22 protein-coding genes are annotated in these 25,166 nt (G+C 54.2%); 15 read left to right on the top strand and 7 right to left on the bottom strand.

Annotated features, from left to right (window positions below):
* Nucleotides 1-55 precede the first annotated feature (55 nt).
* A complete protein-coding gene (locus NP589_RS03645) occupies nt 56-1,561 on the bottom strand; it encodes a phenylacetate--CoA ligase family protein (protein ID WP_256605751.1) in 1,506 nt (501 codons plus the stop codon).
* Between the two features lie 87 nt (nt 1,562-1,648).
* Here NP589_RS03645 and NP589_RS03640 point away from each other — a divergent pair, with 87 nt between their 5' ends.
* From NP589_RS03640 to NP589_RS03610, 7 genes are all read left to right on the top strand, one after another.
* The gene (locus NP589_RS03640; RefSeq protein WP_256605750.1) at nt 1,649-2,644 is read left to right on the top strand and encodes an alcohol dehydrogenase catalytic domain-containing protein; all 996 of its coding nucleotides are present in this window, start codon (nt 1,649-1,651) and stop codon (nt 2,642-2,644) included.
* Nucleotides 2,645-2,874: 230 nt separating this feature from the next.
* Nucleotides 2,875-3,918 carry a methyltransferase domain-containing protein gene (locus tag NP589_RS03635; protein WP_256605749.1) on the top strand — a complete coding sequence of 348 codons (1,044 nt, stop codon included), beginning with the start codon at nt 2,875-2,877 and terminating at the stop codon, nt 3,916-3,918.
* Between the two features lie 8 nt (nt 3,919-3,926).
* On the top strand, nt 3,927-4,058 hold the full coding sequence (locus tag NP589_RS03630) for a hypothetical protein (protein ID WP_256605748.1): 132 nt from the start codon (nt 3,927-3,929) through the stop codon (nt 4,056-4,058).
* A gap of 43 nt (nt 4,059-4,101) precedes the next feature.
* Nucleotides 4,102-4,797, top strand: a complete 696-nt coding sequence (locus tag NP589_RS03625) for a DUF3047 domain-containing protein (RefSeq protein WP_256605747.1) — start codon at nt 4,102-4,104, stop codon at nt 4,795-4,797.
* Between the two features lie 2 nt (nt 4,798-4,799).
* On the top strand, nt 4,800-5,762 hold the full coding sequence (gene arsS, locus NP589_RS03620; RefSeq protein ID WP_256605746.1) for an arsenosugar biosynthesis radical SAM (seleno)protein ArsS: 963 nt from the start codon (nt 4,800-4,802) through the stop codon (nt 5,760-5,762).
* A gap of 193 nt (nt 5,763-5,955) precedes the next feature.
* The gene (gene nrtS / locus NP589_RS03615) at nt 5,956-6,255 is read left to right on the top strand and encodes a nitrate/nitrite transporter NrtS (RefSeq protein ID WP_256605745.1); all 300 of its coding nucleotides are present in this window, start codon (nt 5,956-5,958) and stop codon (nt 6,253-6,255) included.
* Between the two features lie 65 nt (nt 6,256-6,320).
* Nucleotides 6,321-7,385 carry a cobalamin-independent methionine synthase II family protein gene (locus NP589_RS03610; protein ID WP_256605744.1) on the top strand — a complete coding sequence of 355 codons (1,065 nt, stop codon included), beginning with the start codon at nt 6,321-6,323 and terminating at the stop codon, nt 7,383-7,385.
* 38 nt (nt 7,386-7,423) lie between these two features.
* On the opposite strand, the gene NP589_RS03605 is transcribed toward NP589_RS03610, so the two are convergent.
* Both NP589_RS03605 and NP589_RS03600 read right to left on the bottom strand, forming a co-directional pair.
* Nucleotides 7,424-8,209, bottom strand: a complete 786-nt coding sequence (locus NP589_RS03605; RefSeq protein WP_256605743.1) for a PhzF family phenazine biosynthesis protein — start codon at nt 8,207-8,209, stop codon at nt 7,424-7,426.
* 131 nt (nt 8,210-8,340) lie between these two features.
* Nucleotides 8,341-8,835 (bottom strand): MerR family transcriptional regulator, encoded by a 495-nt coding sequence (locus NP589_RS03600; RefSeq protein WP_256605742.1) that lies wholly within the window; start codon nt 8,833-8,835, stop codon nt 8,341-8,343.
* A 265-nt stretch (nt 8,836-9,100) separates the two neighbouring features.
* Here NP589_RS03600 and NP589_RS03595 point away from each other — a divergent pair, with 265 nt between their 5' ends.
* The 4 genes from NP589_RS03595 (at nt 9,101) to NP589_RS03580 (ending at nt 13,416) form a co-directional block, all read left to right on the top strand.
* On the top strand, nt 9,101-11,251 hold the full coding sequence (locus NP589_RS03595; protein WP_256605741.1) for a dihydrolipoyl dehydrogenase family protein: 2,151 nt from the start codon (nt 9,101-9,103) through the stop codon (nt 11,249-11,251).
* Nucleotides 11,252-11,254: 3 nt separating this feature from the next.
* A complete protein-coding gene (locus tag NP589_RS03590) occupies nt 11,255-11,872 on the top strand; it encodes a TIGR04282 family arsenosugar biosynthesis glycosyltransferase (protein WP_256605740.1) in 618 nt (205 codons plus the stop codon).
* 533 nt (nt 11,873-12,405) lie between these two features.
* Nucleotides 12,406-12,741 (top strand): DUF1508 domain-containing protein, encoded by a 336-nt coding sequence (locus NP589_RS03585; RefSeq protein ID WP_256605739.1) that lies wholly within the window; start codon nt 12,406-12,408, stop codon nt 12,739-12,741.
* A gap of 57 nt (nt 12,742-12,798) precedes the next feature.
* Entirely contained in the window at nt 12,799-13,416 is a 618-nt protein-coding gene (locus NP589_RS03580) for a hypothetical protein (RefSeq protein ID WP_256605738.1), read from the top strand.
* A gap of 135 nt (nt 13,417-13,551) precedes the next feature.
* Here NP589_RS03580 and NP589_RS03575 read toward each other — a convergent pair whose 3' ends face one another.
* On the bottom strand, nt 13,552-14,079 hold the full coding sequence (locus tag NP589_RS03575; RefSeq protein ID WP_256605737.1) for a YgjV family protein: 528 nt from the start codon (nt 14,077-14,079) through the stop codon (nt 13,552-13,554).
* 66 nt (nt 14,080-14,145) lie between these two features.
* Entirely contained in the window at nt 14,146-15,882 is a 1,737-nt protein-coding gene (locus NP589_RS03570; RefSeq protein WP_256605736.1) for an NAD-dependent malic enzyme, read from the bottom strand.
* A 270-nt stretch (nt 15,883-16,152) separates the two neighbouring features.
* On the opposite strand from NP589_RS03570, the gene NP589_RS03565 reads away from it, so the two are divergent.
* Nucleotides 16,153-17,499: a peptide MFS transporter gene (locus tag NP589_RS03565; protein WP_256605735.1), complete on the top strand. Its 1,347-nt coding sequence runs from the start codon at nt 16,153-16,155 to the stop codon at nt 17,497-17,499.
* Nucleotides 17,500-17,502: 3 nt separating this feature from the next.
* Here the strand turns inward: NP589_RS03565 and NP589_RS03560 are convergent, their stop codons facing one another.
* Nucleotides 17,503-18,075 carry a hypothetical protein gene (locus NP589_RS03560; protein WP_256605734.1) on the bottom strand — a complete coding sequence of 191 codons (573 nt, stop codon included), beginning with the start codon at nt 18,073-18,075 and terminating at the stop codon, nt 17,503-17,505.
* A gap of 171 nt (nt 18,076-18,246) precedes the next feature.
* On the opposite strand from NP589_RS03560, the gene dctA reads away from it, so the two are divergent.
* Entirely contained in the window at nt 18,247-19,557 is a 1,311-nt protein-coding gene (dctA, locus tag NP589_RS03555; RefSeq protein ID WP_256605733.1) for a C4-dicarboxylate transporter DctA, read from the top strand.
* On the opposite strand, the gene NP589_RS03550 is transcribed toward dctA, so the two are convergent.
* Complete coding sequence (locus NP589_RS03550; protein ID WP_256605732.1) at nt 19,540-20,898, bottom strand: type VI secretion system contractile sheath domain-containing protein; 1,359 nt, start codon at nt 20,896-20,898, stop codon at nt 19,540-19,542. The two genes, dctA and NP589_RS03550, sit on opposite strands and share 18 nt — an antisense overlap.
* 123 nt (nt 20,899-21,021) lie before the next feature.
* On the opposite strand from NP589_RS03550, the gene putA reads away from it, so the two are divergent.
* Entirely contained in the window at nt 21,022-24,219 is a 3,198-nt protein-coding gene (gene putA / locus NP589_RS03545; RefSeq protein ID WP_256605731.1) for a bifunctional proline dehydrogenase/L-glutamate gamma-semialdehyde dehydrogenase PutA, read from the top strand.
* A gap of 138 nt (nt 24,220-24,357) precedes the next feature.
* Complete coding sequence (locus NP589_RS03540; protein WP_256605730.1) at nt 24,358-25,152, top strand: ParB/RepB/Spo0J family partition protein; 795 nt, start codon at nt 24,358-24,360, stop codon at nt 25,150-25,152.
* Nucleotides 25,153-25,166 lie beyond the last annotated feature (14 nt).

The following is a 25,166-nucleotide window of genomic DNA, read 5'->3' as shown; positions in this document are numbered from 1 at the left end:
GTTGCTGATTGTTAGCCGCAATCTACCGGACCAACACTTCAACAACCTAATAGGTTTAACGCCGGGTATAGCGATGTTTTACCCCGGCCGGAAAATATTGGGCATCCGCAAAACTATGTAAGCTGACTTGCGGCAGTTGTTTTTCAGCTGGCGTGTAATTGGCAAATTCGCTGTTCAAGCGCAGTAGTTGCGCCCGGATTGAGGCGGCTATCTTTGGCGCCAGCGCCGGTTCAGGCACCACACCCGGTAATAATTCCACGGCGATATGCAGATACTTGTCGCCCTCCGCGTTTTCCTGAGTTTGCAGCACAAATTTTCCGGTCACCCAAGCCATGATCTCCGGCTGTTCCAGTCCCACCGTGACGTTTTCCGGATAAATATTGGCGCCGTAATATGAGATAGTAAAATCCGCGCGGCCGAATACGTATACAAACGGCAGATTACGGGCTTGAAAGCCACCTTCCAGGCCTAAATCCTCGACCGACTGCACACCGTGCTGCCGCAAAAACTCCCAGAGCTGCCCGTAGCTCAATACCCCGCCCTTATCGGCAATGTGATAGCGCAACAAAGGTACGCTGTTCTCGCCGGAGACCACCAAAGTCCCCTCGTGTACTTCGAAGAAACGGCTATGCGGATCGTATTGCACCAGGGTCGGCAGCCGGGATTCGCCGAACAAAGCTCGTGCTACTGCCGGCCGTTGCGCCAGCCAGCGGCGAATGGCGATGCTGAGCGGCGTTTCATTACCCAATACGCCGCCGTCGGCAGTGCCGTACAAAGATGCCGAATCGAAACAAACCGACTCCGAACCGATACGCTCGGACAGCAAGCTGCGCCATTCCTCGCTAAACACCTCGCCGGCAAACACCAGTTTGGGTTTAAATTGTGCCCAGTCTATGCCCTCGGCGGCGCCGGCATCGATCACGTCTTTCACGAACGGCGGATACCCCAACAGCACGGTTTGCTCAAAATGCGGGGCCAGTTCGCGCACCACGCGAAATATTTCGGCTTTGTTATTGCCCGGCGTTGCCACCATCAATGGGTAGCCTTTACGTGCCAGATGCCAGCAACAGGAGGTGGTGAACAAGCCGCCCACCCAATTGCCCAGCGCAAAACACACCACCGCCAAGGTCGTGCGGTTATCGGCCTGAAAACTGTCCTTAAAAACCTGCTCGAAGCGCACCGCCACATCCAGCTCGTATGCCGCCGAACGCGGCCAAAATGTCGGCACGCCGGTGGAACCGGACGACACCGCCACCCGATCCGCGCCGCTCAGGCTGCCGCCGAAACAACGCGCCGGCAAGGGATAGGCCTGCATGTAGTTAGCTTTATTGATTAGGGGCAGATTTTGGAAATCCGGGTAAGTATTAATCTGCGCGGCATCGATTTGCTTGGCTTGCAAAAACTGCCGATAAGCGGGAACCTCTGCCGCACAACGCTGGAATAAATCCAGCATTTTTTGCTGCGGATTAAGCGCTGGATGTTCGGCAAGTAAGGTATCTAATGGCGTGGACAAAAAATGCTGAAATGCTGCCGCGGAAGACGTCGTCGGTAAATAGCTCATTGGAAACCACCTGAAAAATACTAAAGGTATATTCTTGCCCAGAATATTTGGTAAAAATAAATTTTCTAAAGCGCCCCACCCGCACAAATGCAAGCTCTGACATTAGACAAATTATTATCCTATCGCAACGATATTTCGATACCGGACGTAGCTGCCGGCGGAGCCTTAATCAAGCTGCGTCTGGCCGGCATCTGTGCCACCGACCTGGAGCTGGTGCAGGGCTATGCCGGTTTTTCCGGCATCCTCGGCCACGAATTTGTCGGTACGGTAATTGCCGTCAACGACGACAAACACCGCGACTGGCTGAACCGGCGCGTAGTGGGCTCTATCAATATCGGCTGCAATTCCTGCGAGGTGTGCCGAAGCGACGGCCCCGAGCACTGCCTGAATCGCAAAGTGTTGGGAATCCGCGGCAAAGACGGGGTATTTGCCGATTATTTCAGCCTGCCGGTTACCAATTTATACGCCGTTCCCGACGCCGTACCGGACCAAGCCGCGGTGTTTACCGAACCCTTGGCCGCGGCATTACGCGTCGTCAAGCAAATTGCCAGCCTGCCCATCACCGAGGTCGCCGTCGTGGGCCCCGGCCGCTTGGGTATGTTGATCGCCAAGGTACTTAGTCTGATCGGCTACCGGGTCACAGTGTTGGGCCGATCAACAAGCTCCTTGGCTTTACCCAAACAATGGCAACTGGCTACCGGCTTAACTACCGAGATTCCGGACAACTGTTTCGACTGCGTCGTCGATGCCAGCGGTCAGGCCGCCGGCTTTGCCCAGGCCCTGCGTATCGTCAAACCGCGCGGCACCCTGGTATTAAAAAGCACCTTCGCGGCCAACGCGGCGCTGGATTTAAGCAAGGTGGTAGTTTACGAAATCAACATCATCGGTTCGCGTTGCGGTCCGTTTGCAGACGCATTAACGCTGCTGGCGCAGAACAAACTGCCCGTGGAAACCATGATAGACGGCCAATACCCACTTAGTGAAGGACTTGCCGCATTCGCGCACGCCGCGCAAGCCGGCGTCAGAAAAATTCTGCTACAGTCCGCAAAACTGCCTGCCGATTGCCCGGTTGAGACCGGATGAATTACTTCCCAGGTCGATGTTTGCTGATTTTGCCAGCAAGCTCAGCTTGTCGGCTTGCCGCCCATATTTCTACTGGCTCATTATTTAGTCAGCGGCAAGCCGAATGCTGGCGTGATCGCATCGATTGCCTTATCCTGGCTGTCGACCTTACCCTGCGCGGCTGTCGATTCCGCCGCAATCTCACACTACCTTAGCGCCTATCTTCAATAATAAAAAATACGAGGCTTTTCATGACTACCAGTATCGAAATCAGCGAATCGGTTCGCCATTACTATGGTCAGGTACTGCAATCCAGCGATGACCTGAAAACCAGCGCCTGTTGCAGCATCGACGCGATGCCAAGCTATTTAAAAGTGCTACTGGCGGGATTGCATCCGGAAGTGCTGGAACGTTTCTACGGCTGCGGTTCACCGTTGCCGCCGGCCCTGGAAGGTAAGACCGTGCTGGATTTGGGCTGCGGCACCGGCCGCGACTGTTACCTGCTATCAAAACTGGTCGGACCAACAGGCCGGGTAATCGGCGTGGATATGACGCCCGAACAATTGGAAGTCGCTGTCCGTCACCGCGACTGGCATGCCGAACGCTTTGGGTTTGCCAACGTTGAGTTTTTACATGGTCACATCGAAAACCTGCACACCGTGGGTATCGCCGATAACAGTATCGACGTCGTGGTGTCCAACTGCGTGATCAATCTATCGCCGGAAAAACCTCGGGTGCTGGCGGAAATCTTCCGGGTGTTGAAACCGGGCGGCGAACTGTATTTCTCCGACGTATTTGCCGACCGCCGCATCCCGGTTGAATTGCGCCAGGACCCGGTATTGCTAGGCGAGTGTTTGGGCGGCGCCTTGTACTGGGAAGACTTCCGACGCATTTTGCAGGACTTGGGCTGCCCCGATGTCCGCAAGGTCAAGCAAAATGCTATCAGCATCGACGACCCCGAGGTGTTCGCCAAAATCGGCATGGTCAAGTTCGATTCGGTGACGGTGCGCGCCTTTAGAATGCCTCTGGAAGATCGTTGCGAAGACTTCGGCCAAGTCGCCGTCTATTTGGGCACTATCGACCTAAACCCGCACAGTTTCGATCTGGACGATCATCATCATTTCGAGACCGGCCGGCCACTAAGGGTGTGCGGCAACACCGCCGACATGCTGGCAGGCAGCCGCTATGGCGATCACTTCCAAGTGTTGGGCGACAAATCCCGGCATTTCGGACTGTTCGATTGTTCGCCCAGACCCGGCAGCGAATCGGCCAAGGCTGATAGTGCGTGTTGTTAAGCACCGAGATGAACTTATCCGATCACTTGAACGAAGGCCTGCTGGCCGAAGATTGGCGGCGTAACAGCCGTGAGGTCGTCTTCTCCGATTTCGATCAAATCGACAGCGACACTGATGAAGCCCATGAGGACACGTTTTAATGGGCAACGGCCCAACTACTTGGAAGGATTTGGACAACAGACTATGACAGTTCTTTTCTATCCCGCTTATGTTAGCGCCCGAAGGGCATTCGTAAAATTTCGCCTGTTGCTTTGCCTGGCGATTTTGCTGCCACAGCATGCGGTGGTTGCCGATAACAAATTGCCTATCGGCGAATTCAGCCGCAATAGTCTGGAGGGTTGGGAGCATAAAAGTTTCAAAGGCAACACCCAATACCGGTTGCAAGCTATGGATGACGTGACCGTGTTGACTGCCGATAGTCGTGCCGCCGGTTCCGGCTTGTTCAAGGAACAGCGTATCGACCTTACCCAGACGCCATTCCTGAACTGGTCGTGGCGCATCGGCAAGCGTTTGGCTGGCTTGAACGAACAAAGCAAGGCTGGCGACGATTACGCGGCGCGGGTGTATGTAGTGGTCAAAGGCGGGCTGGCGTTTTGGCAAACCAAGGCCATCAATTATGTCTGGGCCGGCAACACTAAACAGGACAGCGTCTGGCCCAATGCCTTTGCCGGGGAGCATGCGATGATGATGGCTTTGCGCGGGCCGGAAGCATCGTTGAACGTTTGGCAAACCGAAAAACGTAATATCCGGGCCGATTTCAAGAACCTATTCGGTGAAGACATCACCACTATCGATGCCGTCGCCATCATGACCGATACCGACAACAGCAATGGCTCGGTGTCTGCTGTTTACGGCGACATCTGGTTTTCCAAGGATTAAGCATGCACGACACCAAACCTCTGCTGATTAATAGTGACTTTCCGGCCCTATTCCGCAAGCCGCTGGAAGTGTTGCAAGTCAATCTCGGCTATTTGTGCAATTTGAGTTGCGTGCATTGCCATGTCAACGCCGGCCCTAAACGCACTGAGATGATGAGCCGGGAAACCATTGATCAGGTGCTGGCTTTGGCTGACGCCGCCAACATTCATACGCTGGATTTGACGGGCGGAGCACCGGAAATGCATGCCGATTTTCGGTATCTGGTGCGAGCCGCGCGTGATCGTGGCATTGAGGTAATTGACCGTTGCAATCTGACCATTCTGGAAGAACCGGCATACACCGATCTCGCGGAGTTTCTGGCCACGCAACAAGTCAACATCGTCGCCTCCCTTCCCTGTTATCTGGAAGAAAATGTCGACAAACAACGCGGCAAAGGCGTGTTCAAAGACAGCCTGGCGGCCTTGCAGCGTTTGAATCGGCTGGGTTATGGTCAGCCGGGCAGCGGGTTAGAGTTGAATTTGGTTTTCAACCCACAAGACGCCGTGTTGCCGCCCGATCAACGTCAACTGGAACAAGCATACAAACAGCACTTGCAGCAGCATTACGGCATCGTCTTCAACCGCCTGTTTGCCATCGCCAATATGCCAATTCAACGCTTCGGCAGCACCTTGATCAGTCATGGCCGCTTCGAAGCTTATCTGGCGTTATTAAAAAACAGCTTTCGCGCCGACAATCTTGAAAATCTGATGTGCCTGAATACCCTCAGCATCGACTGGCAAGGCTACGTCTACGATTGCGATTTCAATCAGATGCTGGATTTGCCGTTGGGTGCCGCAGCCAAGCCCAAACTACATATCAGCGAGTTGAGACTAGAACAACTGCAACACGCATCGATAGCCACCGCCGCCCATTGCTATGGCTGCACGGCTGGGCAAGGCAGCAGTTGCGGCGGAGCCTTGGCCTAATTTTCTCCGTATCCGCTCTTAAGTAACAATGCAAACACCTGAATTTTACAAAATATAACCTTAATGATATATTTTGAACAAACAGCGTGACTGAGCATTTGTGCCCCCAAGCAATTAATTGCATGGACTTATGCGCATTGATTTTCGCCATGCAGCGCGCTCCAAATCTGTATTTTTATAGAGGTTATCCTGGATGCTTAAGTGGATTGGTTGTATTGGCACAGTAGAAAATTGCTTTGCAACACTACTTGATCTGCATCGCACGGCCATCCGACTCGGCATATACCAGCGCTCCGGCAAGGTCGCCTTGGTGGTAGGCACCTTGTTGAATCTGATCAATCAACCGCAAGCCTTGTTCGGCCTGCTGTGTTTGGATTACCCGGCGATGCAAGGACTCGATATGGTCAAGGCGTTATTAACCTATAGCGTGCCTTTTTTGGTGGCTTCTTACGGCGCGTTAACCGCGACTGTTCAACAACGGACAGACTCGTAAAGCCCGCCATTCACTTGACTTAAGCCTCTGCATCAAATTCTCTTAACGCCATACAGGAACGCGAGATGTCCATACCCACTGAATCCATAGGCAGCATTCCCCGTCCGCCGCAATTGCTGGAAGCACTCCAGAAATTTCGTGAGGGCCGCCTATCTCAAGAACGACTGGATGCCTGCTACGACGAAGCGGTACGCGACACCTTGCAACGTTTTGCGGACACGGGTTCGCCGGTAATCTCCGACGGCGAACAGACCAAGTCCAGTTTCGCCACCTACCCGTTACAAGGTTTGCGCAACATCGCCGAGGACGGCATCGTGATTCCATTTGCCGACGGCCACACCCGGCAATTGCCCAGGCTAACTGCGGGACCATTTCGCTACGGCGTCTATGCCGGCTCGTTTGTGCAGGCCGCTAAACGTTACGCCACGCGCCCGCTCAAGCAGGCTGTGATTTCGGCTTCCGCCTTGAGTCTGCTTTATCCGCCGGAAGGCATAGCCGGCTACTCAAGGGAAGCGTTCATCGATGACTTGATCAAGGAAACGGTGGCGGATATTCGCGGTTGTTTGGAACAAGGCGCACACCATGTGCAAATCGATTTCACCGAAGGCCGCTTGTCGGTCAAGCTCGATCCATCCAAGCAATTACTGCGGCAGTTTATCGACCTGAACAACCGGGTATTGGCGCACTTTACCCCTGAACAACGCCAACGCATCGGTGTACATACTTGTCCGGGCGGCGACCATGATTCCACCCACAGCGCCGATGTCGATTACGCCGACCTGCTGCCGAGTTTGTTCCAGCTCCAAGCCGGTAATTTCTACATGCAGATGGCCAGCGAAAACAATCCGGAACAGGTATTAGCCATCATCAAGAACAATATTCGTCCCAACCAGCGGGTTTTCGTCGGCGTTATCGACGTGCTGAATCCCGACGTGGAAGAACCGGAACTGGTGCGGGATCGTGTATTGCGCGCCGCCGAGTACATCCCGGTGCATCAGCTCGGCACGACCGACGACTGCGGCTTTTCGCCTTTCGAAGACGACACATCAACCGGCCGGGACACGGCATTCGCCAAAATCAAGGCCCGCGTCATTGGTACGGAAATGGCAGCCAAGGTGTTGAATAGCTGAATACTCTCAGTCGGGTTACGGCTCTTTAGCCTCGCGTCCTAATCACCCAAGTCAATTTCGCCAATCATGAAAGTGACAGCCTTCCCGGAAAGAATCACACGATTGCCCTGTAGTTGGCATGAGAGTTTTCCGCCTCTAGGTGAAACCTGTCTCGCCTCGAAGGAAGTTTTCCCGAGACGCTGCGCCCAGTAAGGCGTCAGTTCGCAGTGGGCAGCCCCCGTCACCGGGTCCTCGGGTATGCCAATTTTGGGTGCGAAGAAACGGCTTACAAAATCAACATCGGTGCCCGGCGCGGTAACAATGACTCCGCGCCGGTCCAACTCCTGTAGTTTGGCGAAATCCGGACTGATAGAGCGTAAGGTGTCTTCATCCTCAAAAACAGCGATGTAATCGTTCGCCGCCCAGACTTCGAGAGGGGGGCGGCCTAGTCCGACAGCCAAAGCATCGGGAATGGGCTTCATCACCGGTGGTCGCGCAGGAAAATTCATCGCCAACAGTCCGTCTTTTGACTCGACAACCAGTTCTCCGCTCTTGGTTTGAAAAGTAATCTGCTTTCCGGTGTAACCAAGGATTTCAAAAAGAACATGTGCTGCGGCTAGTGTGGCGTGCCCGCAGAGGTCGACTTCAGCAACAGGTGTAAACCATCGAAGATGAAACCCCTTTTCGGAAGGGACGAAAAAAGCGGTTTCGGAAAGGTTATTCTCATTGGCAATTGCCTGGAGAAGGCTATCGTCTAGCCAATGATCCAGCGGACACACGGCTGCCGGGTTGCCCTCGAAAACACGTGTGGCAAATGCATCGACCTGATATTGCTTGAGTTTCATTGTTTAAATCCTGATTTACTGGCTAGCGAGGTAGTTTACAAACTCGGCCAGCCATTCTGCATCGTCAGATTTTGGGTGTAAAGCAATCCGGAGGGTACCGATGCTCAACTTGTGCATTGGGTCCTTGACGTTCACGGACAACTCGGGTCCCAAACCAGGCGACCTATGTTGGTCAAATCAACGTTTTTATTCACCGGACACTCCGGGCAATCCTGGCGATTGGGGCGATTTTGACAATTGCCGCATTGGCGGATCAGCATATCCGCCCGCTCCAGATCGCGATCCAGTTCCTCCAAATCATCCAGCAATCCCCGTATTCTGCTACGCAAATCTTGCAGGAGCGGCTGCATCGCGGCTGATGCGTCTTTGCCGGAAGCGCATTGCTGCCGGGTTTGGGCGAGCTTTTGCACCGATTCGAGTTCAATACCGACGCGACCAAGTTGCAACGCGACAGCCATGCGTTTCAAATCTTTCCGGGCGTAAAGACGCGTACCGCCCTCGGTACGGTCGGGGGCGATCAATCCGAGTTCTTCGTACAGACGAATCGTTCTCGGCGTAGTGTCGAGTTCGTCGGCCAATTCACCGATTTTGAGAACATCGCGCAGATGTTTGGGCGGCAGGCGCATAATGGGTTGCAAAATATAAGGGCGAGGTCACATAGTGTAGGTATTGGAGCAAGCGAATACAAATTTTAGCCCGCAGCGCTTATCTGCTCCCTGGCGACGATGATTATTAAGCCTGAGAAATTAGATTTACTGAGCTTTTTGTCAGGAATGACCGGCAAACACGACTAACAGGCAAGCCCAATAGTATTTAAGGAATACCGATGTTCAACCAGACAATATGCAAACACTCATTGCAGCCTCGCCCGCTCCGAGTCGGTAGGTCGGCATGAAAACCTCCAGAATCTGGTTAATGCTGGGGATTGCCGCATTGATGGCAACGTTTTTTGCCCTGGATTTACAACACTCTCTGACGCTGGAAAATTTAAAAGCCCAACAGACCGTTATCTCTGATTACCGTCAGTCTCAGCCATTGCTGGCGGCGGCACTGTATGCCACGTTGTATATAACAGTCACTGCTCTGTCATTACCGGGGGCGACGATATTGACGCTGGCCGGCGGCGCGGTGTTCGGGTTGTTATGGGGTACGCTGATCGTCTCGTTCGCTTCCAGTATCGGTGCAACCCTGGCGTTTCTGGCAGCGCGGTTTTTGTTGCGTGACTGGGTTCAATCTCGGTTTAGCCAGCGTTTACAGGCCATTGATGAAGGTGTAAGCCGCGACGGTGCGTTCTATTTGTTTAGCTTGCGTCTGGTGCCGTTGTTCCCGTTCTTCATGATCAATCTGGCGATGGGTTTGACGCCGATCAAGACCAGAACGTTTTACTGGGTCAGTCAGGTCGGCATGTTGGCCGGCACTCTGGTGTACGTCAATGCCGGCACCCAGTTGGCGAAAATCGATTCGCTCTCCGGCATCCTGTCGCCAGCTTTGCTGGGTTCGTTTGCCTTGCTCGGTGTGTTTCCTTTGTTGACCAAACAAATGCTCGAATTTATCAAGCAACGCAAAATTTACGCGAATTGGCCTAAACCCCACCGTTTCGATAACAATCTGATCGTCATCGGCGCCGGTGCTGGCGGTTTGGTGTCGGCCTATATTGCTGCCGCCGTGAAAGCCAAAGTAACCTTGATCGAAAAACACAAAATGGGCGGTGACTGCCTGAACACCGGCTGCGTGCCGTCCAAGGCACTGATTCGCTCCGCCAAGTTGCTGTCCCATATCAAACGCGCGCCCGAGTTCGGCATCGCCAAGGCTGATGCTGAATTCGATTTCTCCGCCGTGATGGAGCGGGTGCAACAGGTGATCAAAACCGTAGCACCGCACGATTCCGTGGAACGGTATACCGAGCTGGGCGTGGAAGTAATCGAAGGCTCGGCCAAAATCGTCTCGCCCTGGGCGGTGGAAGTCACGACAGTCGAAGGCGTCAAAACCCTCACCAGCCGGGCTATCGTCATCGCCGCCGGTGCCAGGCCTTTCGTGCCGCCGATTCCCGGACTGGAAAACATCGAATATCTGACTTCGGATAACATCTGGAACTTGCGCGAATTGCCCAAGCGCCTGTTGGTGCTGGGTGGCGGCCCGATAGGCTGCGAATTGACACAAACCTTCGCCCGCCTCGGCAGTCAGGTCACGCAGGTGGAAATGGCGCCGCGCCTTATGCTGCGGGAAGACCCGGATGTATCGGACATCGTCCAAGCCCGCTTTCAGGCGGAAGGCGTGGCGGTCAAAGTCAACCACACCGCCAGGGAATTCATCATCGAAAGCGGCGAACACATTCTGCTGGCAGAACACGAGGGGCAAATCGTCAAAATCGCCTTCGATAAAGTGTTGATCGCCATTGGCCGCGCCGCCAACGTGCAAGCTTATGGCGTCGAGGAACTAGGCATTGCCTTGTCGCCGCGCAACACGCTGGAAACCAACCCGTTCCAGCAAACCAACTTTCCGAATATCTTCGCCGTCGGCGACGTGGCGGGGCCGTATCAATTTACCCACACCGCCGCGCATCAGGCTTGGTATGCGGCGGTCAACGCCTTGTTTGGACATTTTAAAAAATTTCGTACCGATTACTCAGTGATTCCCTGGTCGACCTTTACCGATCCGGAAGTGGCGCGCGTGGGTTTGAACGAACTGGATGCGCAGGCGCAGAATATCGCTTATGAAGTCTCTACCTACGGCATCGACGATCTGGATAGGGCGATTGCCGACGGTGAAGCGCATGGCTTTGTCAAAGTGCTGACCGTGCCTGGCAGAGACAAGATTCTCGGCGCGACCATCGTCGGCGAACATGCCGGCGATTTGCTGGCGGAATTCGTGCTGGCGATGAAACACGGCATTGGTCTAAATAAGATTTTAGGCACCATTCACATCTATCCAACCCTGGCGGAAGCCAATAAATATGTAGCGGGCGTCTGGAAACGCAATCACGCTCCCACTGTCTTGCTGGAATGGCTGGGCCGTTACCATGCCTGGCGGCGCAAGGTTTAAGTCATGCAAACGCTCTTCCCCGACAGCGTGCTGCTGATTTTTTGCAAAGCGCCGATTCCCGGCCAAGTCAAAACCCGATTACAACCGGCCTTAAGCGCCGAACAAGCTGCCGCAGCACACCGGCAATTGACTTATATGACCCTGGACCGGGCCTTCCAACAGCCTTTGTGCGCTGTTGAACTGCACTGCGCGCCGGACACCGGTCATGACTTTTTTCAGGATTGCGCGCGCCATTATCCGCTGACGCTCAAGATGCAACACGGCGCCGATTTGGGCGAACGCATGCACCACGCCTTCGCTGATGCGCTGGGCCGATACCGACATGTATTGCTGATGGGTTGCGACTGTCCCAGTCTTTCCTGTGAAGACCTGCACTGGGCATTGACGGCCTTACACCAAGGTCACGATGCAGTCATCGCGCCGGCCAACGATGGCGGTTACGTCATGATCGGCTTAAACGAGCCACAACCGAGACTGTTCAGCAACATGAGTTGGAGTCATGACCAGGTGATGCCCATCACCCGCAGCCGAGCTAAGGACATCGGTTTGAACCTGTGCGAACTGGATAGCCAGTGGGATGTGGATACTTACCCCGACTGGCTGCGTTATTCGGCTATGTAAAAATTGCATGATTAGCAAAATCTTCAGCTATGCGTCATACCCGCAGGGCACAATAGCGGGTATCCAGTGCCATGGATGGTGGGCTCCGAATCATTCCTGAAGCCCGGATTCGCTTCGCGGTCTGACGGCTCCGGTAATCCCTGCCGGAATGACGATCTTTTAGGGGCTAGCTGAAATCAGGAAAAATTGTGAGCGGAACCCACCTTGATTCGCATGATTGCCGGACGGGATTTTTCGGCATTCAGGCATAGGCTCAGAGCAAGTTGCCGCTGAGTGGTGAGGTCGATTCAACAGCTATCGCATCGCCGCCAATGTAGTGTAGCAAAACCGACAATCGAACCTATACAGCCCTACTTCCTACTGATTTTAAAAGATTTTTTATTGGCATAACGCTTGCTTTTGAGCTTATAGACTTTGCCGGTCACGCCTCGGCTTTGCCGCAATCGCGGTCTTCCGTCGCTTGGGAAGAATCGGGAAACCGAAATTTGATCGGCTATGAACTTAAATTCAACTGCTAACTTCCGGGACAGACTATGCCAGCCACTTTTCAACTCAAAACCAACGCCGAAAATCAGTATTCCTTTTCTTTTTTAAATAGTAAGGGCGAGCTCATTCTGATGAGCGCCGATTACGACAACAAGGAAGAAGCTCTGCAAGCCATTAAGGAAGTGCGAACCGGCTCCTTAATGAGCAACCAGATTGCCGCCAGCAAGGTCCCCGAGGGCGACACTTTTTTTGTGATCAAGGATGCGACCGGCGCCATCATTGTCAAAAGCGTGTTATTTAATTCAAACATGGTCTTCGACAATGCGCTGCACATTGTTAAAGACAATGCCTGCGTTGCGGAAATCGTCGATCTGACTCAATAAACTGGGGCGCCACGCGCACCTCGATTTTTTCATTTAGCGAAAACAGGTAACGGCACTATGGGAGTCGAACTCAAAATTGTTCGGGAATTGGCCACGGTTTGCGTCACTGCGAGCGAGCTGGCGGCGATTGAAAATCTGATTAAAGGCGAACTGACCAAGCCGACATTCGTCGAGCAGTTCGACAAAATGGCGAACTCAATCAAGGAGTGTTATAGCGTAACTACCGAGAGTCTTCAGATTTGGCTGGCGATAACCACCGAAACCGAGTTTTGCGAAAAATTCGATGCTGCCTATACCAACCACAAAGCCACTTACCTCAGTATCACCAACCGGCCGCGGGTGGCATCCGAGCGGGCTTACCTAGACTACATGCTGCTCCGGGAATTTAAGGAAACTCAAACCGCTTATCCGCTGCTAAAACTGACCTTCGCGCGTTTGGATGAGTTTATCGACAAATGGATTACCAACGATGCCTGGCTGGCGATGTCCATCGAGAATTGCGTAAAAATGCTGTATCGGTTTCTAACCGAGGTCGCCGAGCTTAAACAAAAAGACCCGACCGATGCATTTACTATTTACCAAGCACTGATGGTCGCATTGCGTCCTTATTGCGCCTTGCTTGAAAACGACCGAAAAGTCCCGGATAAATCGGTTGTGACGACAGAAGCGGTGTAAAGCAGTTTCAGCAACACCGACATGCGGGAGGGATGACGCGAGTCCGGAGAGAACTGTTCAACGTTAGCTATCCTTGGCTTCCAGCGCGGCAATGCCGGCCCGAGAGGACGGTTTTTCACAGCCGGAAAACGCCCTTTAACTATTGCCGCGCGAATTGGCAAACAGCTTACGAATAGTCCATAGATTGATGCCCATCGCCACAGTCTCCGCCACAAACGCCGGCCAAGCCTGCCAAATATAATCGTTGCTTATCCAGGCCAGACTGGACGCCAGCAGCGCCACGCGCATGCGGCGATTATTCAGGTAAAACAAAGCCAGTGTGGTGTTAATCACCGCAAAGGCCGGCAACAAGGAGACCGGGCCTTGCCAGGAAAACAGCGTAAGCCCGCTAAACAAAGCCACGAAACCTGCCGCCACCCAATGCTTGTACAAACCGGTCGCCAATCGGCCGGACAGCATGGTGCGCAAGGCCGTGCTGGCCATGGTCAAGCCGGCGGTCCAGGCATCCAGCAACAAGTATTGCGCGGCCCACAACAACGCGCCGGCAGCGGACCAGCGCCGAAACGCCAAGCCGTCCGGCAGACAGTAAGCCCGCCATTCCACCAGGATGCCAACCCCGCCGATTAAATACGCCAGGCTTTCCGAATCCAATGCCAGTTGCAAACGCTGAACCTAGTGACGCTGATTTCTCGAAGACACCGAGTCAAATCAACTCGCTCAACTATCCGCCTATGCAGATGTCCCGGCATATTTGAAAGGCGCATACTCCGCTTTCCAGAGATTGGCTTTAACGTAGGCTTCCAGATCGACGCCCACTAAATCCTGCCGCGTCGCGGAGCCGTCTTCCAACGCTTTAGCCAATACGCGATTTGCGACAAATAAACTAACTTTCTTTAGATCGCCCACTGGTGGGAAGATCAGGCCGGCAGCCAAACAATTCTCTGCGATGTAATCGGCCAAGGCATATGCAGACTCCAAGACCATCGCGTCGCTAATCCGGCTGCACTCGCCCAACACTGCGGCAAAGCCCAAGCCCGGAAAAATAAAGGCATTGTTGCCCTGCCCTATCGGATAACGCCGGCCCTGATAGTCCACGTCGGCGAATGGGCTGCCGGTCGCGACCATAGCCGACCCTTGCGTCCACTCCAAAATGTCTTCCGGGGTGGCTTCGCAATTAGCGGTGGGGTTGGATAACGGGAAAATAATGGGCTGCGCGTGGTTTGCCGCCATGGTTTTAATCACGGTCTCTGTGAACAATCCCGGCACACCCGTTAGTCCCAGCAATACGGTCGGTTTGGCGTGGGTGACCACCTCCAGCAGGTTCGGTACCCTATCATCGGGAATATCCCAGTCGTGATAACTTTCCTGAGTATGCGACAACGGTAATTTGTAGGCCTCGGTAGTAGCTTCCTTGACCACCAGACCGTGGGCATCGACCACGAAAATCCGCTGCAGAATTTGCTCCATCGTTAAACCTTCGCGCAGCATGCCTTTCTTAATGGTACTGGCCACGCCAAAACCGCCGGCGCCGGCGCCCACCACCACCACGGTTTGTTCTGCGAGGGTTTCGCCTTTCTTATGGCAAGCCGACAGTAGGCCGGCCAAGGCCATCGCGCCGGTGCCCTGAATATCGTCGTTGAAACAGGGCAGCAGATCTTTGTATCTTGCCAACAAATCGAAGGCAACGTTTTTAGCAAAATCTTCCCATTGGATAATGGCTTTCGGCCAGACTTTGCGCACGGCTTGCACAAACTTATCCACCAATTCGAAATACGGCTGGTCGTGCAAGCGCTCGGTGTGTGCGCCTAAATAAAAAGGATCGTCCAGCAATTCGGCGCGGTTGGTGCCCACGTCCAGATTGACCGGCAAGGTTTGAAACGGACACATGCCGCCGCCGACTGTATACAGCCCAAGTTTGCCTATGCAAATCGCTAACCCGCCCATGCCTTGGTCGCCGATACCCAGAATCGACGAAGAATCGGTCACCACAATCATGCGAATATCGTGCAAGGGGTAGTTTTGCAAAATCGTTTCGGCCCGGTCGATATTGGCCGCCGAAAACGTTAAGCCGCGCGTGGTGGTAAAGTTGGAGCTGAACTGCTGTACCGCCAAGCCTATGGTTGGGGTGTAGACTATCGGCACCATTTCATCCAAATGCCGCTCCAACAACGCGTAAAACAAAACCTCGGTGCGGTCTTGCAGCGCCCGCAGAAATTGATACTTGGAAATATCATTCGCTTGTTTTTGATAATTGGCGTACAGCCGGTCGAGTTGATGTTCCATATCCGTGACTTGCGGCGGCAACAAACCGTCCAACCCCAGTTCGATACGTTCCTGCACGCTAAACGCGGTGCCTTTATTAGTTGCCGGTAGCCTGAGCAAGGTCACACCCCGAATCGAAACCTCTACATATTTATTACCGTCGGCATCTAGCCGGTAGTCGAAATAATCGCTTAGCGTTGTCATTAAGTTTCCTTGAAAATATTTAATCGAAATCCAGGGGCTAACCAAGAGCTCGAATAGCGCAAACTATGGCGCGTGTTCCCTTTATAACAGCCTAACCGGCGATGCGGTAGCCGAAAACACGCTGAATCTGCACTTTTTTTGTTGCTGATAGTTGCCGTGTTTCAAGGCGGTGCGTTTACTGGGGGATTACCTGAAAAATGCCCCAGATTGGCGCTTGTGAGATGATATTCAACAAGCTCTCCAAGGAAACTTAACCAGTCTTTTTCCCACGTGAATCAACAAAATCTATTTGGTCACCCCATCGGCTTGTTCGTGCTGTTTTTCACCGAAATGTGGGAGCGCTTTTCCTATTACGGCATGCGCGCCTTGCTGGTGTTGTACATGACCCAACATTTAATTCAGGCCGCGCAAACCGATACCATGGTGTTCGGATTTGCGACGCTACAGACGGGTTTGGAGGGATTGTTCGGGCCGTTGTCCACGCAAGCATTGGCCTCGCAGATTTACGGTTTGTATACCGGCCTGGTGTACTTCACCCCCTTGTTCGGCGGCATTTTGGCTGATCGGGTGCTGGGGCCGCGCAAATGCGTGATAGTGGGCAGCGTATTGATGGCTATCGGTCATTTCCTGATGGTCTCCGAAGCGTTCTTCCTGTTGGCGCTGTTGTTTTTGATTCTGGGCAATGGCTGTTTCAAACCCAATATTTCGACGCAGGTCGGTAGCTTATATCCGCCCGGCGATCTGCGCCGCGACGGCGCGTTTACGATTTTTTATATGGGTATCAATCTGGGCGCATTCTTCTCGCCATTGATCTGCGGCACCTTGGGGCAACGCTACGGCTGGCATTACGGCTTCGGCGCCGCCGGCGTTGGCATGTTGCTGGGCTTGCTGGTGTATTTGCTTGGGCAAAAGTATTTGAGCGGGGAGCAATTCGTTGAGCGCCAGGAAGACCTGCTCGTTTCCGCGCCGCTAACGCTTAAGGAATGGCAGGCTCTGGGCGGTTTAACGGCCTTAGCGGTACTGAATATCCTGTTCTGGGCGGTTTACGAGCAACAAGGCAACACGCTGCAACTGTTCGCCGAGCACAATACCGATTGGCATATCCTGGGTTGGGAAATGCCCTCCACCTGGTTTCAATCCCTGAATCCGGCTTTCATTTTCTTGCTGGTGCCGCTGATCGACCGAGTATCCCGGTATCGCGCCAGCCAAGGCCGGCAAAGTTCCAGTGTCGGCAAAATGGCATTCGGCTCGATTTTATTGGGCGCCTCGTTCTTGGTGCTGATTTTCGCGATTAGCGGTGTGCAATCCACCGAAAAAATCAGCTTCTTGTGGCTGGCGCTGTGTACCTTGATTTACACGCTGGGCGAACTTTATCTGTCGCCGGTTGGCTTATCGCTGGTCAGTAAAGTCTCGCCGCCGCGTTTGGTGGGCATGCTGATGGGCATGTGGTTTCTGTCGACCTTTTTCGGCAATTATTTGTCGGGTTATATCGGCAGTTTTTACGAGCAAATGCCGAAACAGGATTTCTTTCTGCTGCTGGCAACGATGGGTGCAGCTACCGGCTTGGCGATATTGGCATTTAAACCGCTGCTGAAAAAGGCGGTCGAGGCGGATTAACCATCACGGATCGGCATCTGGCCAAGGCGCGCCGCTACTGCAATTTTCGACAAATATTTGCTGGTTGCGACTGTCGTTGGGGATGTAGACCTGGTTTTCCGCTGACGGTGCATAGCTGAGACCATTTGCGCAATCCGCGCTTTGTCCCGGGCCTATCGCCACCCGCGTACCGACTTTGACAGTGCAGACAATCAGTCGGTCCAGGCCGCTCCATTCCGGGCAAATCGCTTCGGCTTGGCGGTAACTATCCCGCGAGCCAGCCGGATAATTCAGCGTCCACCAGTTTCCCCTAGCGCGGTCGGGCCACGCGCTATCCCAAATCCGATAAACCGAAACAGGCATTTGTACCAGGAATATTTTCGCCTTACACAGCTTGCCTTTACCCGGCTCGCCTTCGGCTGCTTGCCGCAACTCGGTATCCATGACTTCCACCAAACCGACGGGAGGCTGAATCACCTCACCGGCACACGCCGAAACATCCGTAGTGTTACCCAAATCTTGACTGATAGGGGCGCACGCCCCTAGAAACAAAAGCAACAGACAGGCATAACCGGATTTACAGCAGCGGCGCATCATAGCAACTCCTGCGGAATTAAATATCGACAAGCAAAAATCCTAGCCGAAAACCCTTAAACCACCAAGCTGCGTGCGGTATTTAGCCTTGCTTTGTTTACCGCTTTTAAAGGATAGTGAATTCAACTCCAACCATGCCAGACTCCCACTATCATACGAGCTAAGCGCTAAACCATGAACTTGAACAATCTCAGCACCCCGCTATCGTCAAAACCAGCCAACCCCTCCGCCCGGCTTTATCTGTGGGTGCTACTCGCCATCCTTACCGGCGGCCTGTTCGGTCACCTGGATGCCGAACACGCGGTGACGCTAAAACCCATCGGCGACGGCTTTATCAGCCTGATCAAGATGTTGATAGGGCCGGTGGTGTTTTGCACCATCGTGTTGGGTATCGCCGGTGCCGAGGATATGAAAAAAGCCGGGCGCGTCGGGGTAAAAGCCTTGCTGTATTTTGAGCTTGTCTCGACTTTCGCGTTGGCGCTAGGCGTGCTGGTAGCCAATCTGCTTAAACCCGGCCAAGGTTTCAACGTCGATCCGGCCACGCTGGATGCGCAAGCTGTTTCCGGCTACGTGAAACAAGCCAGCCAGCAAAGCACCGCCGATTTTCTGCTGCATATCATCCCCAAAACCTTTACCGACGCCTTCACCGGTTCCGGGGATTTGCTGCAAGTGTTGCTGGTAGCAGTGTTGTTTGGTTTTGCGCTGCAACAAATGGGTGGCGCCGGTAGATCGGTCTATGTGTTTATCGAAGAATGCTCGCATATCTTTTTTGCGATGATGAACGTCATCATGAAACTAGCGCCCTTCGGGGCCGGCGCGGCGATGGCGTTTACCATTGGCAAATACGGCGTCGCCGCGTTGAAGCCGCTGGCCGCGCTGATGGGCAGTTTTTATCTGACCTGCGGGTTGTTCATCGTCTTGGTACTGGGCAGCATAGCCGCGCTGACCGGCTTCAATATTTTTCGACTGCTGCGTTACATCAAGGAAGAAATGTTGCTGGTGCTGGGCACTTCGTCGTCGGAGTCGGCACTGGTACCGCTGATGAATAAGCTGGAAAAACTGGGCTGTTCGCGATCGGTGGTGGGCTTGGTGATCCCATCCGGCTACTCGTTCAATCTGGACGGCACCAATATCTACCTGACCATGGCCGCGCTGTTCGTCGCTCAGGCCTTAAATGTCGATTTGAGTTTGACCCAACAATTGACGCTGTTGTTGGTAGCGATGCTGACCAGCAAGGGTGCGTCAGGCGTCACCGGCGCCGGTTTTATCACTTTGGCGGCCACGCTGGCGGTAGTACCGGCTGTGCCGGTCGCAGCGCTGTCATTAATCCTGGGAATAGACCGTTTCATGTCCGAAGCACGGGCCTTGACCAATATCGTTGGCAACGCGGTAGCGACGATAGTAGTATCGCATTCCGAAGGCGAACTAGACCGGGAAAAAATGCAGGCGCAGTTACGTCCGGACTGGTCAATTCAAGGTTTCTAAACCCAGCAAGCGCAAGCCTTGACGCTGCCGATAGCCGATCACCGGCATGATGTTTTGCGCCAATAGATTATTCGCCTGCGCTTCGTTCAACGCCACTTCCGTAGCCGGTTGTAATACCTGTTCGCCATCCAGTTCGTAGCTAAACGCCGGCACATCGGCAAAAAAGAATTGCTCCGCTGTTGTTTGGTCCTGAGTAGCCCTGAGCAATACCCGTGCCGCCAAAAAGGCCGGATTCCCCCATAGCAATTCATTGGTCTGCGGAACAGTGCCGCATTCTTCAAACACAAAGGTTTCCAGCGGATCGCGTTTGCTACCGTAAGGCAAACGCATCAACACGCGCGGATAAGCCAGAATTACGCTGTCTGCCGCGATTTCTTGGCGATACGCCAGCCAGTCCGCCGCATTTTGCAAAGCCCCGACCACCAAAGCGTTCCCCGCGCCGGCCAGAAAACCCGCTGCGCATTGGGCGGCTAAATCGGCGCAAAAACCCAGCAAGGACTTGTCGTCTGCGGTATCGGAAAACACATAATCAGCCACGAACAAGACGTCCTGCTCGCCGTCGCCGGTTTGAATATGTTGCTGCAAACGCTGGACCACACTATCGCTACCCTTTTCCAGCTCTGCCAACAACTGAGCTTGGCTAATATCCAGTAAATAAATTTGTTGCGCATCGGCGGCTTCTTCATGCACCAAGCCATCCGTTGCTCGCCACAAAGCTTCCAGTGCTTGAAAGTCCTGCCGGTGCAATAAGGCTTTGACAAACTGCGCAGTCGCGGCGTCGATCAAATCGATTAAAGCCCGATGCTGCGGGTTGGCGTCCTTGGCGACATGCGGTTCCACCATCCGTTTCAGCAAACTATCCAGAGAATCGGACGGCGCGACGGCTGCTTCCGGCTTTTTGCCCAGCAGGCGCTCCAGCATATCGTCCTGGCTTTCCGTGGCGGCGGCCGGCGCGCTTGTTGCGTCGGCTGTAACCCCAGGAAAAAAGCCCTGAATTTTTGCGGCGGCCTGCGCGGCGGTATTGGGATTGCCGAGTTCGGATTTTAAAGTCCGCAAATCGGCCAACAGCTGGATTTTTCCCAGCCAGGCATCGGGATGAAAATCGTCCAGCGACGCAAATTGCAGCGTGGTGCCAGGACTGACTTCCAGCGTCGGCAGCATCTGCGCCATCACTTGCTCGAAGTTGTCGACATCGATTTTGCGGATTTTGCTTTGCTCCCAGGGAGCGGCGGCACCGGAAAAATTGCCGAACACATATATCCGGTAGCTGCTGTCACCGCTGCCTGCTTTGGCCGCTTTTCCCGCGTTAAAACCCATCGTAAAATCAATTCTGCCTGACATGTTTTCTCCTCGCGCATTAAACGCTTTACCGTCAACAGTAGCAGAGCAAACCCGGTCCAACAAGCCAGCCGGTTTTTCCGGATAGCGGTATGCTAATAGTTGTCTGTCCAAAAGGTGATAGCCATGAGCCACGCCAACCGTTTAGCCGAACTGCGCCAGCGCATCAATCAAGCATTTACCCAAGCAGAGCCGCAAGCAATCTACGGCCTGATAGCTACGTTGGGAGATTACGATAGCCAGGCAATCGGCGCATGTTCGCAGGCCCTGATAGCAGCGGTGCGCGCCGAGCATAAACAACCCGGCATTTTCGACGCCTTTTTGCATGAATACAGCCTGAATAGCGATGAAGGCATCGTGTTGATGAGCATCGCCGAAGCTCTGCTACGGATACCGGATAGCGATACGCAAAACCTGTTCTTGCACGATAAACTCGCCGACGCCGATTGGTCTAGCCACTGGCTGCACAGCGAGTCGGTGGCGGTCAATCTGGCTAGCGGCGGTTTGTGGATGAGCGGCAAAATGGAAGCACTGATTCGGCAGCGGGTTTTCGCCGGCTTGTTAAGTCGGCTGGGCGAGCCGCTGATCCGCACGGCGATCAAGCAGGCCATGCAGCAAATGGCCGAACATTTTGTCATCGCCGAAGATATAACAACGGCTGTCGAACAAGCCGGTCGCAATCCGGCCTACCGTTATTCCTTCGACATGCTCGGCGAAGCAGCGTTGACAGAAGACGATGCGGAACGCTATTTCGCGGCTTATCGCCATGCCATCGTAACGCTGGCCGAATCTGCTAACGCGGATTTATTTGCCAACCCCGGCATTTCCATCAAACTCTCGGCACTTTATCCGCGTTACGAACCCTTGCAGTATCGCTATGCGGTACCTGCAATCAGCAGCAAGCTATTGGCCTTAGCCAAGCAGGCCCGCGCCGCAAATATTTCCGTGACCGTGGATGCGGAAGAAGCCGAACGGCTGGACATGTCCTTGGATATTTTTGCGGCGGTGTATAACGATACTGCGCTGACCGGTTGGCCGGGTCTTGGTTTGGCGGTGCAGGCTTATCAAAAACGGGCGCTGGCGGTGATCGATTGGTTGGCGGCCTTGGCCGAAACCCAGCAGCGCAGCATTCCGATCCGCTTGGTGAAAGGCGCGTACTGGGATAGCGAAATCAAGCGCGCGCAGGAAAACGGCTGGGACGACTATCCGGTGTTTACCCGCAAAGCCGCCACCGACTTGTCTTATCTGGCCTGCGCCCGGCTGATTCTATCCCGCCCGGAGGCTTTTTATCCGCAATTTGCCACGCATAACGCCCATAGCGTGGCGGCGATTTGCGAATTTGGCAAAGGCCATCCCGGTTTTGAATTTCAGCGCCTGCATGGTATGGGCAGTGCTTTGTACGATGAGTTGCTTATTATTAACCCGGCCCCTAAATATCGTCGCTCCCGCGCAGGCGGGAGCCCAGCGGCTATCCTAGATTCCCGCCTTCACGGGAATGACGAGTCCAGGGAGTTTAAGGGCCGGGTTAATAAGCAAAAACAGACTCACTGCCGGATTTACGCACCGGTGGGCAGCTACCGGGATTTGTTGCCTTATCTGGTCCGGCGCTTACTGGAAAACGGCGCAAATACCTCGTTCATCAATCAAATTGAAAATCCGGCGATTAGCGCCGCCACGCTATCCGCCGATCCGTTGATCCAGTTAAACAACGTCGAATCTAAACCGCTGGCGGCTCCCGGCGACTTGTTCGGTAAGCAGCGGAAAAATGCGCGGGGACTGAATTTAAGCGATCCGGCAGTGTTACAACAGTTGCAAGAGGATTTGGCGGCAATGGCAGAGCGCACTTGGCAGGCCGCACCCATAGTCGCCGGCCAACAAATGCCGGGCGAGCGGCAGCCGATTTATAGTCCGCACGACCAACAGCACCTGGCCGGCGAACTGGTATGCAGTTCCCCAAGCGATATAGAACAAGCCCTGCGCCACGCATCCAATGCCTTCGAGGACTGGCGCTTATGCCCGGTGGAAATCCGCGCCGGCTATCTCAATAAAGCAGCAGACTTATTGGAGCAGCAGCGTACGGAATTGCTGGCTTTGTGCAGCCGCGAAGGCGGCCGAACCCTGCGCGACGCACTGGCGGAAGTGCGGGAAGCGGTCGATCTGTGCCGCTATTACGCGGCCTGCGCGGTCGAGCAGTTCGCAAGGCCACGGCGCTTGCCCGGCCCCACCGGGGAAGAGAATCTGTTGTATCAGTTGGGGCGCGGCGTATTTGTCTGTATCAGCCCTTGGAATTTTCCGATGGCGATTTTCATCGGCCAAATCGCCGCAGCATTGGTGGCCGGCAATACCGTGATCGCCAAACCGGCCTTGCAGACTTCTTTAACCGCCATGGCTTGCCTGCGCCTATTGCATCGCGCCGGCGTCCCGGAACAGGTATTGCAGTTTTTGCCGGGAGACGGCGCGGAGATTGGCCGGCAGCTGTTGAGCGACAAACGCGTCGCCGGCGTGGCATTCACCGGTTCCAGCGCCACCGCGCAGCTTATCAACCGGCAACTGGCCAATCGCAACGCTGCCATCGCCAGCTTGATTGCCGAAACCGGCGGCCAAAATGTGATGATCGCCGATAGCTCCGCGCACCAGGAACAACTGGTCGCGGACGCCTTGCACTCGGCGTTTAATAGCGCCGGCCAACGTTGCTCGGCCTTGCGGGTGTTATTCTTACCGGTAGAAACAGCGGATAGCATCATCGCCCGCTTGATCGGCGCAATGCGCTTGCTGCGGCTTGGTTCGCCGCTGGATATGGCTACCGATATAGGCCCTATCATTGATCGACGCGCGTTAAATGCTTTGCACCGGCATGTCGAGATACTTAAGCGCGAAGCCAAATTGCTGTATCAATTGCCCTTGCCAGACGGCCTGGCAAACGGCTGCTTTTTTCCGCCGACATTGGCGGAAATCCCTGCCCTATCATTGCTGGAGCACGAAGTGTTCGGACCCATCCTGCATATTGTCCGCTACCAAGCCAATGAGTTGGCAAAAGTAGTCGAGGCAATCAACACCACTGGCTACGGCCTGACGCTAGGCATACACAGCCGCATCGACGCCAATATGCGCTATATCCGGCAACACGCCCGCGTCGGCAACATCTACATCAACCGCAACATGATAGGCGCGGTGGTCGGCGTGCAACCTTTTGGAGGCATGGGTTTATCCGGCACCGGCCCGAAAGCCGGCGGCCCCAACTACTTGCAACGCTTTGCCAACGAACAAACCCTGACCACCAATCTGACCGCCATCGGCGGCAATCCTTGGTTGTTGCGAAAATAAATTGTAGGCTTAACGCATCACCCCCAATGGTTAGAAATTCATTGAAATTATCGACTAGCCGGCGTTACTATTTTTCCCAGATCGGCGAGAACGCCGATTATCCCGCCTCCCAGTTTCCTACCACCCAGAGAACCCAGTATGCTCGCAACCAAACGTTACGAATATCTACCCATCGACCAAATCGAATTTCATCACACGCTCACCAACCATAGAGAGCTGGACCGCGCCAAGGTCGCACACCTGGAAAAAGACATCGTGGTCAATGGCTTGTTCGAACCGCTGGTGGTTTGGGAGCGCAACAACCGCGAATATTATCTGGTCGGCGGCTTTCATCGCATGGAGGCCATTCAAGGCATTCGCCGCGCCAATCCCGGCTATTTCGATAGAGTGGACGTCAGAATCGTCACCGGCGATCCGGACGAAATAAAGGCGCTGAATCTGAAGCTGAATTCCGATCGCGTCGATACCCGCATCACCGATTATTTCCAGACCGTGATTTACTTGAACAATGCCAACTGGTCCAGGGAACGCATCGCCGAATTCTTCGACAAAAGCGTCAGCTGGATCGACGACATCGTTCGCTACGCGCCGCTGACCACGGAAGCGATGCGTGAAAAACTGGCGGGCGGCGAGTTGTCCTGGGCCAGGGCGCGCGACATCTTGCGTAAAGCCTTAAACGCACCGCCCGGCAACGAAAAAGAGATTATCGAAAGCGAACTGTCGCGTCCCGCGCAAGCAGTCGCCAAACCCCTGCCCTTCCACACCACCATTAAGCGCCTATCCAGTTCCGTTAAAACCGATCCCAAACGCACCTTTAAAGTCAGCACCCAGGATATTTATGCTTTGGTGCTGACCTTGCGCGGTAAAAACGTCGATCGGGAGGCCATCGAACGGGTACGCAAAGCCTTCCCTATATTATGGGACGATGAATAGTTCGATAATAGGAA

This window comes from Methylomonas rosea, assembly GCF_024505055.1.
GTDB classification, from domain to species: domain Bacteria; phylum Pseudomonadota; class Gammaproteobacteria; order Methylococcales; family Methylomonadaceae; genus Methylomonas; species Methylomonas rosea.
This window is presented reverse-complemented; position numbering and strand designations above follow the sequence as displayed.